Raw genomic sequence first — 12,034 nt, 5'->3', positions numbered from 1 at the left:
AACAGGTTGAGAAGGGTGCTTTCCATCTCGCCGTGGCCTTCCATCTGGGTGATGGGTCAGGGTGGGGGATCGCCGTCAGAGGGTTACGCAATACAAGCCTTGGTGAAGGCGGGATTTGAGGTAACGCACCTTACGCCGCATGCTGCGGGACTACCGCATATTGAAGAAAAGGGTGACGTCCGTTTTGTCCGGATCTCTAATCCATTCGTACGTTTCCGCCCCCTTCTTAAGACGGGGATCGCGTTTATATACCGCCTGCCTGCGGTCAGTGCATGGTCGGTGCTTGTGTCGGATTGGCTGAGAAAATCCGGCGAGCGTTTCGATCTCGTGGTGGGACACGGGTTGGAGAATGCCTTTGCCTTGCGCCGCGCCGCTCGTTATCTCGGGGTTCCCGCGATCTCAAGGCTATACGGCATAAGCGCTCCCATAGAGCAACTCAGGGGAGGTCTGCTTCGCGAGCGCTACTTCGATTTGCTCTTTATCCTTCGTAATCCGCCGGATCACATCGTTCTTACCGATGACGGGACCTGCGGGGATGAGGCCCTGCGTATATTTGGTGTCCCACAGGATAACTACGACTTTCTTATCAACGGCTACTCCCCATCTCTTTTGTCCATGGACTGCAAGGAATCTTCTCCTCCTTATGTTTTGACTGCCACACGTCTGATTGAGGAGAAGCGCGTTGATAGATTTATCCGGATAGCCGCCTTATGTAAGAAGAGTCTGCCTGAGGTTCAGTTTATCATTCTTGGTGATGGCCCACGGCGGCGGATGCTGGAAAAGCTTACAAGGAAGCTGGGGGTCTCATCCAACGTGCATTTTTTGGGAAACGTTTCGCGAGCCAAGGTACACGAAATGCTTTCCGGGGCTAGCGTGGTTCTTTCCACCCAGGAGGTATCCAACATCAACAACACCGTTCTTGAGGCGCTAGTTTTGGGTAAACCGGTCGTTACCCTGGACGTCGGCTGCACCCGCAAGTTTATCCGTCACGGCCAGACCGGGCTGCTCTATAAACCCTATGACCTCGAAGGCGCGGCGCGAGGGATCGAGCGGCTCATGCGCGAGAAATCCTTCAGAAAAGACCTCGGCAGACGGGCAAAAGAATTCTCCCGTAGGATTCTTCTAACCTGGCCCGAAAGGCTAAACCAGGAGGTTGCTATCTACCGGCGATTTATCAGTTCTTCCTCGGTATAAGCCGAGACTCCGGTTTACCGTTTAAAGAAAGACTTGAGGCGTCTTAACAGAAAGCGGAAATCCTCTCCAGAGGGCAGCAGTAGCCCTCTTATACTTATTCCAGTCTGCTTTTTAAGGAATACGACATAGTAAAGAGCCATCGCGATGCTGGCGGCGTCGAAGGCGATAACCGTTCCCCACGCCCCAAGATAGGGGATAAGCAACAGGTTGAGCAGGACATTCAAGGAAAGTCCAAGGATACTCGCGGCAAAAACGTACCAGGGCTTGCCCCAGCTTGCGATTATGAATGAGGCGTAAAGCTGAGGCAGGGCGTAGATCACCACGCCGGGCAGAAGCCCCCAGAGATATGGAATGCTTGGAGTAAACTTTTCGGTAAACAGGGCGGGGATAAGCCAGGGGGCGATCAAAGCTACAATCCCAGAGAGCACAAGCAGAGAAAAAATCGACAGCCTTACGATTCTTGCAGTGAACTCCTCTTTGCCCCGTTCCCCTACCACCGCTCCGTAAAGGGCAAAGGAGAGCGCCTGGGGTAGAAGAAGCAGGAGGTTGGCAAAGGTTTGTGCCTGTGCGTAGAGACCGGTTTCCTCCACCGATCTAAGCATTTTGAGAATCAGCACCCCTATCTGCCGGTTGGCCTGCAAGGTAAGCGAAGCCAAGAAAACCGCCACTCCGAATCCTACCGCTCTGCTGAGAAACGAGAGGTCTATCTTGGCACCGATAATTCCTACTTCTCTAAAGGCAAAGACGGTTACAAGGATTGCGTTCAGAGCCTGAGCGATCATATATGCGAAGGCAAACCCCTCTATCGTCGGCCACAGGGAATAGAGGAAAAGCGTCGCTAGGATGGTTCTTAAGACATCCGAGGCCACTCGTCCAAGATTTATGAGACCGAGTCGGTTGCGTCCCAGAAGACCGCTGTGGGATATGTTGTAGATAACGGTGAAGAAGACGCCGCCCGCAAAGAACAGGCGGGTTAGCGAGGTGGCTTCCGGGATTACATACTCAAGTGCCAGGAGTATACCCATGGACGCCAGAACGCCTGATATGATAGCAAACAGAAAAGAGGTCAGGAGTACATCCTTCGCCCTGAAAGGTTTCTTGTCCAGGAAGTAGGCTGCGGAGTGATCGAGCCCCAGTGAGGCTATGGTTATCCCGATGGTCGCCACCGACAAGGCAGGTGCGATTGTTCCTTTCCCAGCCGGACCTAGCACACGAGCCAGGATCAGGTTCACGATGAAACCTAAACACGTGCTGAATCCCATTGTCAGGAACGTTCCCGTGGCCTTGGCCAGGAAATCGCCTTTGCGCTTCATCCTACCGGATTCGTTCGGTTAAAAGGCGGTCGTAGTGTTTCTCTAGCGATTGAGTGGTTGCTTTGAGATCATGGAAACGCTCAACGTGTTTGCGACCTTCACGTGCGATTTGGGGCCATCTTTTTCGATCATCGAGCAGTAGTTTTATCACGCGGGCAAGATCTGCGGGATCGGCTTCGTTGGCTAGATAGGGGTAATTCTGTGGTAGGATAAACGGGATGTCGGCATGACGGGTGGCTACGACCGGCAGGCCGCGTGCTTGGGCTTCCAGTATGGTGGTAGGCGCTCCACCTTCGGTTTCACCCTTGCTTGATGTTCTGCTTGGGGCGATGAGGAAATCCGCCTGCTTGAGCTCTCTAAGATAGCCTTGGTAATCAAGAAAGCCCAGAAACCTCACTTTATCCTCAAGTCCTTTCTCTTGAACAAATCTTTTCGCCTTGGCTCTTTCCTGGCCGTCTCCTATCACCCGCAGATCGAGACCGATCCCTTTATTGCTCAGTATCCCTAGCGCTTTGAGAGCATCCATCAGTCCTTTCTTTTCAACCATGCGGCCTGCCCATAGGGCGGTGTGGGGATCGGATTTGATCTTGGGTATGCGAAACCCTATCCCCGATACCGGAACCCCGATGCGCTGGAGAGCTACCTTTTCTCGAGGAGCGCCGAGTTTAATGAGTTCCGCCATCATGTGGGGACCTTCGACAAGAAACAGGTCTCCCTTCTTCCATAACTTCTGGAACCGATTTCGCCATATCGTCCTTTTAGGGAGCAGGGACATGTCTTGTCCATAGAAGGTAACTGCCATCGGCACGCGCAGGCTTTTTTGCAAAGGCAGGGCGTAGGCTCCCCAGGTGCCGAAGTGAGCATGCAGGAGGGCGATTTGCTCTCTGCAGAAAAGCTCCGCTGCCAGTTTTAGTGCCGAATACCTGAAGGGGGCGAGGAACTGCAGGCCAGGTCTAGGAAGGGCCAAGCCAACATCGTAGTGGACTCCGTTGGGTAAAGAAAACTCATCCAGGTTCCGAGATATCAAAGATATAGCCACCGGTCGGTAGCGTTTTAAGGACGCAAGCTGATGGTGGATGAACGTCTCGGAACGTTCAAAGAAACAGTAGTGGAAATGCCCTATCGATATCATTGTCTTACTCTGCGTAGAAAGTAGGAGGAAAATAAACGGGCAGGTCCTACTATCGTTATTTGAGATTCCAGCTCAGCGCCGAATCTCTCTTTGAATTTCGCTACCCCCTCCATTCTAGGGCTTGGTCCGAAGTCGAATTCGGTTATCCCCCGTTTTGCCGCTTGTTCCATAATCGTCCAGTTCAGGAGTTGATTCGCACCCCGCACAGAGTCATCGGCCCTTACCGTATGCCAGGATACCGCTCTTTTATGCCCGTAAAGCACAAGGGATCCTGCCTGGGGTTTTATGTCTTTCCATGCTATAAAGAAGCCTGCCGAGTCAGCCGGCACAAGTATCTCCCGTACCCGCTGGAAGAAGTCTTGTGGATATATCCTTGCAGGTTTGGTTTTCCATCGTTGCAGCGACGCGTTATACATATCCATGTAGGCCTCAAAGTCCTCATCACGCAGGCCAGGGGTTACATATACCCCTGCCTTTTGGGCTTTTTTCATTCGATCCCTATGGTGTTTGGACATCTTTCTGTCCTTCTCAGAGATATTAAGAATATGAGTATAGATCTCTGTTTTTCTGAAGACAGCGTTGATGAATGGAGAGTTTGGCGGGAGGTGGATAAGGAACTTGCCCCCTGTTCTACGTAGTAGTTCTTGCCAGTAGGCCTCGATCGTGGCGGCATCGGGTACTTTAAGAGCGATGGGTCCTGCCGGGACTCCGGGTACGGAAGATTCATATCCGGAGAGCAGCCCTTTGGCCAGTTTGATCTTACGTAAGGGGGTAATGATCCCCTTCCACTCAAAACTCGCATCTTCGGGCTCGATCTCTTCGGTCACCGCATGCCATAGGGGGGAGGCGAACGGGGTAGCCCACGGACAGGCGTCCCAGATCCCCTTCCAGGGTTTGAAATCAACGGGCATAGTAGGAAAGAAGCTTGCGGACAGCGGCTATCACATCCTCTACGTCGGTATCTGTGAGGGCTGGGGAGAGGGGTAATGACAGGGTGCGCTGTGATATCCTTGCCGCTACCGGGAAATCATCCGGCTTAAATCCGAAGGTGTTTTTGTAGAAGCTGTGCAGATGAAGCGAGATGAAGTGGATGCCGGCACCGATGCCTTCCGCCTTGAGCGCCTCGAGAAACTCGTCCCTTGTTATACTCAGTTGCTCCAACTTCAGCCTCACCGGGTAGAGGTGGTGGGCGTGACGACCTTCTCCAGGCTCAGGCGGGGTTTCTATTCCTTTCATCTGGCTGAGCGCGGCATCGTATGCCTTCCACACCTCAGTCCGCCTCTTCCAGCTATCCTCGATGCGCTCCATCTGGTGCAGAGCCATCGCAGACTGCAGGTCGGTAAGGTTTAGCTTGTAGCCGGGAGTCACCGTATCGTAGAACTTGAAACCTTCTTCCTTGAATCTGTTCCACGCGGTTCGGGTTATCCCGTGCATCCTTAGAAGCTTGAATCTCTTGGCCCAGTCGTCTCGATCGGTGGTGATCATACCACCATCGGCAGAAGTGACGTTCTTGGTGGCGTAGAAGCTGAAGCAGGCCGCATCCCCCAGCACCCCAACGTGCTTGTCCATGTAACGAGCCTCGATTGCATGTGCCGCGTCAACTATGACGGCAATGCTGGCATACTCTGCCAGATAGAGTATCGCCTCCATGTCAACGGGGTAGCCATGAAGATGCACTGGAATAACCGCCCTGGTTTTGGTGGTGATTTGCTCCTGGACATTAACCGGATCAATATTTCCGCTTCGTTCATCAACGTCTGCGAAGCGAACCTTTGCCCCGTGATGAAGTATAACGTTGGCGGTCGAGGGATAGGTCATGGGAGATGTTATGACCTCGTCTTCAGGTCCCAGCTCAAGCATACCAAGCGAGAGGTAAAGCGCGGCTGTGCATGAGTTTACCGCGATTGCGTGCTTTGCTCCGGTATATTCGGCAAACATCTGCTCGAAGCGCTCGGTTTTCGGACCTTGGCCTATCCAGCCCGAACGCAGGGTGTCCACGACCTCGGCTATATCTTCCATTCGGATGTCAGGTTTGCCGAAGACAAGAGGCTCTTCACGTACGGGCTTCCCGCCCTCAATCGCTGGTTTCATTAAGCCATTTTAGCCGGAATTCGGTTCCCGTCAATGAGTAGGTCGGTCTTCAATTTCCGGGTCTTGAGTTGACAACGTTGGTCAAACCACTAGGATAGTAGAGTGATTGCTTTGTTAGTTTCACTTCTTCTTGCATGGGGTGGACGTTCCCCTGATGTTTTAGATATGCCTTCATATTCACGTTCTCGTACCGATTATAACTTCGAGGTTCTTGACCACTGGCCGTACGGGTCGGGGTTCTCGGTGCTGCGCGATGGTGACTACCTCTTCTACACAAACGGTGCGGTGCTGCAAATTGGTGAGGTTAGCTCCTCAGGGGAAGTCTTCTGGCTTTCCGAGATTATTTTTCCAGGGATGGCCTACACTTGTATAAAATCCAACAGTCGTCTTTATGTTGCTATAGACGACCGGGGCGTTGCGATTGTGGATGTCTTATCCCTTAACGATCCCCAACTACTTAATCTCTTTTCCACCGGCGGGCGAGTCTTCGGTCTTGCAACCCGCGGCGATACCCTTTACACTGCGATGGGTTCAGAAGGTCTTGAGATATACGACTGCCGCAACCCGTCTAATCCCCAGCTCCTAGGTTCTCTTTCCGGTTTTAATCTTCGTTCGCTTGAGCTTTACGAAGACTTCCTCTACGCCACAGATGTCTCTAAAGGCCTTTTGGTGCTGGACGTCTCCGATCCTTGTGAGCCACGTTCTATCGCAGGACTCGACCTTACAGGCCAGCACTACGGGCTTGCACTCGATTCATTGCGCGATAAGGCGGTGGTGTGTTCGTTCGACGGAGGTATGCATGTTGTTGACATTTCAGCGCCTTATGATCCTGTTCTTTTTGCTTCGATACCGATATTCGGTGCGTGGGATGTTGATCTGGACGATACACTCGCCTGCGTGGCTTCATGGGACGATTCGGTCCATGTCGTCGATCTGGTTTCGCATAACGAGATAGCCAGCCTGGGATTCGGAGAGGTTGATGTATGGCCTTACGATATCTCGATCGCAGGTGATTATGCTGCACTGGCCGGTCACCTTGGCTCTTGGTGGTTGTTCGATCTTTCCGATCCTGCCACTCCTTCTCATACAGACGACGCGGTTCTTGGTGGATCATCGCAGGCAGTAGCCTGTAATGATGACTGGATTGTGCTGGGTATGCAAGGCGGAACACTTGCATTCTTTCCGAGAAGCGATTCGTTTTTCCTCACGCGATTTTTTTCAACGCAAGACTGGCCGCGAGATCTCGAAATTCACGACGATACGCTTTACGTAGCCGAGAGCTGGGCCGGGCTTGGACTTTATCATATGGATGATCCGGTAAGCGTGGTCAACTTGATCTCTCGCCTTAGTATGGATGAGGTCCATGTCTGGGCTTTGGAAGTTGATTCAAGTTTTGCCTACCTTGCCTGCGGCGATTCCGGACTTATTGTGGTTGACCTTTCCAATCCGTCCTTTCCAAGCGAGGCGACGCGTATTCACCTGGATGCTCGCGCGCTTGCGGTACTCAAGAGCGGAGATACGGTGTATGTGGGGTTCGAGGAGTCCGGTATAGCCGTGGTTGATGTCAGGGTGCCTGCCTCCCCGCTTCTTCTGGGAGTTAAACCTACTGCAGGCGGTGTGCTTGATATGGCCTTGCAGGACTCGCTACTTTTCGTAGCCCAAGCAACCGAAGGTGCGGCTATCTACGACATCTCTGGATTGGATTGGCAACTGCTATCTACCATCCCGACCGAGCACGTTAACTTTTCCCTTGTCTTGGAGGCTTGCAATCTTTTTTTAGCACATGGAGCGGCCGGAATCTACGCATACGACGTAGCCAACCCATCCTTTCCGCATCTTGTTGGGAGTTTGAACACCGGCGGCGAGGCACGGGATGTCGTTTCTCTCGGCGATACCCTATTGGTTGCAGACGGATATGATGGGTTGCTGCGTGTGCTTTTCCTTGGATTAGGGATAGATGAATCCTCGGCGTTGCCTGCCTCTGTATTGGATGTATGGCCAAATCCATTTAGTTCCGTTTTGTATTTCAGCAGACCGGTCCAGGCCCGGCTCTACGACGCCTCGGGCAGACTTCAGGCGAACATTCATGGGGCCAGGTTTGACGCCTCCGAGCTGCTTGCTGGGGTGTATTTTATTCGGGGCAAGAACTGGTACTGCAAGGTCGTGAAAGCTCCTTCCTCTCGATGAAGTCCCTTGTCTTCTGTGGCACGAGTGGATTTTTTAAGAGCGGTTCTTTATTAACCTTACCACTTGACAAACGCCCTAAAATCCTTACGATTATACGGATATATGGAGTTGTTACGAACATCTAAACCCAAGGAGGTCTTTATGAAGAAATGGATAAGTGTGCTTCTCGTAATAGGGGTGGTTAGCGCCTTCGGGCAAGCGTGGGACATCAAGGCAGTGGATACCACCGGCAACGTCGGGCTATTTACCTCACTGGCGATCGACTCGGAGAATAGCCCACACATCGCCTACTTATACGCGGACAGTGCGTTTCTCAAGTATGCTGCCTGGAACGGCACGGATTGGGATATAGAGGTTGTCGACGATAACGGCGGCCTGGGCGGAGTCGGCATCTTCGCCTCACTGGCTCTTGGTCCGCTGACCGACCTGCCTCAGATCGCATACTACGACGTGGCGAACGCCAATCTCAAATGGGCGAGCCTTGATGGTTCAGGACACTGGATTGTCGGCACTCCGGATCCCAGCGACAACGATGTGGGCCAGGGATGCGATATAGCGGTGGATCAAGATGATTATGCTCATATATCCTACTATGATGCTACCACGAACTATCTCCTCTACGTTCGATCCTCGGCTACAGGATGGGTGCGCGATACAGTGGACAGCGTAGGGCCGCTTCCTATATTCTGGACCGATATATCCGGCACCTCGATCACTCTTGATTCCATCGGCACCCCCTACATCGCCTACTACGCCTGGGACGGCGACCCCTTGACCGGCACCGGTTACCTGAAGTATGCGTATCTTGTTTCAGGTAACTGGATGATAGATACCGTTGAGATGGTTCCCGGTGATAACATAGGAGCCTGGCCTGATATCGTCATCAACGAAGATGCAGGCAGCCTCCCCTACATCAGCTACTTCAATGCTACAAACGGATACCTCACGTATGCTCGCTGGACCGGATCGACATGGGCAATCGATGTAATAGATCAAGGGTCATACGGATCTCAGGCGCTTGGTTCTACCCACGCCAGCTACTACAGTGAAGCGAATGGCGATCTCAAGTACGCCTACTCCGAGAACTACCTCGGCTGGCATACCGAGAAGGTGGATACAACAGGTAACGTTGGAAAGTATACATCCATTGCCCTCAGCTATCAAGGTGATGCCAGCTTTCCCCACATCTCCTACTATGATGCGACCAACGGTGATCTAAAATACGTCACCAAGATCATCAAGGACGTCTTACCCGTAACGTGGTGGTTCCAAGGTCACCCGCCGGATCTCCGACAGATCCATCCCGACTCCACGTATACTCCTGTGGCCACGGTTCGCAATCAGAGCAACACGCCAGCTACGTTTAATGTGGAGTTCAAGATCTTCTACTCCGGGTTTCAGGACTACTCAAGCACGAAGACCGTTGGCCCGCTGGGTGTGGACGAGGAAGCAGAGGTTACCTTTAATGGGTGGCTGAACATTCCTCATCACGATAGTGCCTGGTACGACATCCGGGTTTACACATTACTTGCTGGCGACTCGGTACCGGACAACGATACCATCTACGACTCGGTCTACTGCACTTCTGCGGCTGTGAAAGAGAAGGAGATTGCCCCGACTACTTATGAACTTTCAGTTACCGGTGGAGCGGTTATGCTTTCGTTGCCTGCCCTTACCGATGGTGAGCTTTACGTGCTTGACGTGGTCGGTCGCCGCAGGCTGACCCTTCATGAAGGCAACCTTGCGGCGGGTGTGCACGAGTTCACGCTTGACGAAAGTGCGCTTCCTAGCGGTGTTTACTTCATCAAGTTCTCTTCGCCTGCAGCTAACCTGACGCGTAAGACTGTATTCGTGCGCTAAGCACATAATTCTTAAAGATTTGCCGCCCCGACCAAGGGGCGGCTTTTTTTGTGCGTGTAGATTCCTAAATGGGCAATCTTTGATTTGGATATTGGGATATTAAACTATCGAATGAGGAGGGCTACCACCAGAATAGGTAGCGGAAGCAGAGCCTTATGAAACGCAGGGTATCCAGGAATGGATTGATGTGTGAGCGTGGCGAGGTGTAGAGTGTGGTGATGGGTACCTCGGCTATCCGATAACCTGCCCGTAAAGCCCGGGCCACAAGCTCGGACTCGGTGTCGAAGTGGTTCGTCCTTAGAGGTACTTTCCGCAGGACTTCTGCGGAGATGAGCCTGTATCCGCACTGTGAGTCGGTGACCGGTTTATGTGCCCCAAAGATCGAGAGTACCATCGATGTCAGACGGTTAATGAACCAGCGGTCGAAGGGCATACCGGCCATGTTGTGGCGTCGTGTGCCTATCGCCATGTCGAATTCTGCCGGGTTCAGGGCAAGAAACCTTGAGGCCTCCCCTACGTCGTGTTGGGTATCCGCGTCAATGGTCATGATCCATTCATAGCCTGCTTTGATTGCCGCAGCGAACCCTGTCTTGTGCGCCGCTCCTTTGCCCCGGTTTTTCTTATGGTTCAAAACGCCTACCCCCATACATCGCGCCGCATCGCCGGTTCCATCAGGTGAGCCGTCGTCAACCACCCAGATCTGATAAGATACAGCACCGAAGCGAAACCAATCCGCCAGCACCTTTTCTAATGTATCTGCAACCTCATAGGCGGGAATGACTATGGCTACATCTTTGAGCTCAATCAACCTTCTTCTCTCAATTTCTTGACCATAGCCATGTTGCGGACGTCGCCATCTGGTGCGCTTGGGGTCTCCATGACCGCAGACAGGTGCTTAAGTTTAGGATGGTTGATTATCCTGCGGAACGCCTGGATACCCATCTCGCCCTTACCTATATGCCAGTGACGGTCGTTGTTACTGCCTAATGGGGTCTTGGAATCATTCAGGTGGAGTAGTAGAAGTTTCTCAAGACCTATCAGGTGATCTATCTGGGCCAGGGTTTCTTCCAATCCCTTGCTGGTATGAAGGGGGTAGCCTGCCTGGAAGGCGTGAGCGGTATCAAGGCAGATACCCACGGAATCCTTCTTATCAACCCCATCTATTATCCTTGCCAGATCATCAAAACTTCCCCCAAGGCGTGTGCCGCCGCCCGAGGTATTCTCGACAAGTATCTTTACCTTCTCTTCATCTGCAGCTAAAATCGCACGATTCAACGATTGGCTCACACGACTGATTCCTTTATCCGGACTGGAGTTTTTATAAGCGCCGGGATGAAGAACCAGGAAATCAGCGCCCAGGATGGATGAGCGTCCAAGCTCTGCTGAAAGCACCTGCCGCGAACGCTCGAGCAGCTCTTCGTCAGGCGTTGCAAGGTTAGGGAGATAAAACAGGTGAACGGTTAGCGGATGGAGTTGAGCCTCTTTTAGTGATGCCCGAAAACCAGCGACCACATCAGGATCAAGAGGGGTGCGCTTCCACTGCTTGTTGGAGGCGGTAAATATCTGCACCGTCTCACACCCCAGACGGTTTGCACGCTCGATAACGTTGGTAAAACCTCCGGCGATGCTTACGTGGAAGCCGAACTTCAAGTCCGCTCTCCGCTGTCCAGGCTTTCACGACCGCGAATAGCCTTGCTGATAGTAACCTCGTCTGCGAGTCCAAGGTCCGCACCTACTGGGATGCCCCTTGCGATTCTTGATACGCGTATACCCATGCCCTTAAGTTGTCCGGCCACGTAAAGGGCGGTGGTTTCTCCCTCGGTTGTCGCCGAGGTTGCAAGTATCACCTCCTTTGTCCCTTCATTCTTGACACGTTCTACGAGTTCCGTGATACGCAGCTCGTCTGCAGATACATCCTCCATAGGGGAAAGCACCCCGCCAAGCACGTGATAAAGTCCTTGGTAGGCCCCGGCACGCTCGATCAGCGGTATATCAAAAGCCTCCTCTACAACGCAGATCTCGGTCTGTACGCGTGAGGGGTCTTTGCAGATCTCACAAAACTCATCTTCTGTCAGGTTGCCGCAGCGCCTACAGGTACGGGTCCGGCTGCGCGCCTCAAGTATCGCTTCGCTGAGCCTAGCGGCATCTTCATGCTCAATACGCAAGATGTAGCGTGCGATACGCTGTGCGCTTTTTTCGCCTATACCGGGCAGTTGCTTAAAGCGTTGGATCAGCCTGGCTAATGCAGTCATTCGGA

At 52.7% G+C, this 12,034-nt stretch carries 10 protein-coding genes; 3 read left to right on the top strand and 7 right to left on the bottom strand.

What is annotated here, in order from left to right; translation table 11 throughout:
• The first annotated feature begins 6 nt into the window (after positions 1-6).
• A complete protein-coding gene (locus CEE36_00160) occupies positions 7-1,194 on the top strand; it encodes a hypothetical protein (protein TKJ44192.1) in 1,188 nt (395 codons plus the stop codon).
• Positions 1,195-1,208: 14 nt separating this feature from the next.
• Here CEE36_00160 and CEE36_00155 read toward each other — a convergent pair whose 3' ends face one another.
• From CEE36_00155 to CEE36_00140, 4 genes are read right to left on the bottom strand one after another with little or no spacing between them, the layout of a single operon-like run.
• The gene (locus CEE36_00155) at positions 1,209-2,507 is read right to left on the bottom strand and encodes a hypothetical protein (protein TKJ44191.1); all 1,299 of its coding nucleotides are present in this window, start codon (positions 2,505-2,507) and stop codon (positions 1,209-1,211) included.
• A 1-nt stretch (position 2,508) separates the two neighbouring features.
• The gene (locus CEE36_00150) at positions 2,509-3,639 is read right to left on the bottom strand and encodes a hypothetical protein (GenBank protein ID TKJ44190.1); all 1,131 of its coding nucleotides are present in this window, start codon (positions 3,637-3,639) and stop codon (positions 2,509-2,511) included.
• On the bottom strand, positions 3,636-4,550 hold the full coding sequence (locus CEE36_00145) for a hypothetical protein (GenBank protein ID TKJ44189.1): 915 nt from the start codon (positions 4,548-4,550) through the stop codon (positions 3,636-3,638). The genes CEE36_00150 and CEE36_00145 overlap by 4 nt, the downstream gene beginning before the upstream one ends.
• On the bottom strand, positions 4,540-5,730 hold the full coding sequence (locus CEE36_00140; GenBank protein ID TKJ44188.1) for a UDP-4-amino-4,6-dideoxy-N-acetyl-beta-L-altrosamine transaminase: 1,191 nt from the start codon (positions 5,728-5,730) through the stop codon (positions 4,540-4,542). The genes CEE36_00145 and CEE36_00140 overlap by 11 nt, the downstream gene beginning before the upstream one ends.
• A gap of 102 nt (positions 5,731-5,832) precedes the next feature.
• On the opposite strand from CEE36_00140, the gene CEE36_00135 reads away from it, so the two are divergent.
• Together CEE36_00135 and CEE36_00130 are read left to right on the top strand one after the other, a co-directional pair.
• Entirely contained in the window at positions 5,833-7,917 is a 2,085-nt protein-coding gene (locus tag CEE36_00135) for a hypothetical protein (protein ID TKJ44187.1), read from the top strand.
• 141 nt (positions 7,918-8,058) lie between these two features.
• Positions 8,059-9,777 (top strand): hypothetical protein, encoded by a 1,719-nt coding sequence (locus CEE36_00130; protein TKJ44186.1) that lies wholly within the window; start codon positions 8,059-8,061, stop codon positions 9,775-9,777.
• A gap of 121 nt (positions 9,778-9,898) precedes the next feature.
• On the opposite strand, the gene CEE36_00125 is transcribed toward CEE36_00130, so the two are convergent.
• Genes CEE36_00125 through CEE36_00115 form a run of 3 tightly spaced genes read right to left on the bottom strand, consistent with a single transcriptional unit; the run spans position 9,899 to position 12,029 of the window.
• On the bottom strand, positions 9,899-10,600 hold the full coding sequence (locus CEE36_00125; GenBank protein TKJ44185.1) for a hypothetical protein: 702 nt from the start codon (positions 10,598-10,600) through the stop codon (positions 9,899-9,901).
• Positions 10,582-11,427: a hypothetical protein gene (locus CEE36_00120; GenBank protein TKJ44184.1), complete on the bottom strand. Its 846-nt coding sequence runs from the start codon at positions 11,425-11,427 to the stop codon at positions 10,582-10,584. The genes CEE36_00125 and CEE36_00120 overlap by 19 nt, the downstream gene beginning before the upstream one ends.
• A complete protein-coding gene (locus tag CEE36_00115; protein ID TKJ44183.1) occupies positions 11,424-12,029 on the bottom strand; it encodes a recombination protein RecR in 606 nt (201 codons plus the stop codon). Before CEE36_00115 ends, CEE36_00120 begins: the two co-directional genes overlap by 4 nt.
• Positions 12,030-12,034 lie beyond the last annotated feature (5 nt).

This window comes from candidate division TA06 bacterium B3_TA06, from assembly GCA_005223075.1.
Taxonomy (GTDB): Bacteria; Hydrothermota; Tepidihabitantia; order B3-TA06; family B3-TA06; genus B3-TA06.
The sequence above is the reverse complement of the archived record's forward strand: the minus strand, read 5'-3'. Positions and strand labels throughout refer to the sequence as shown.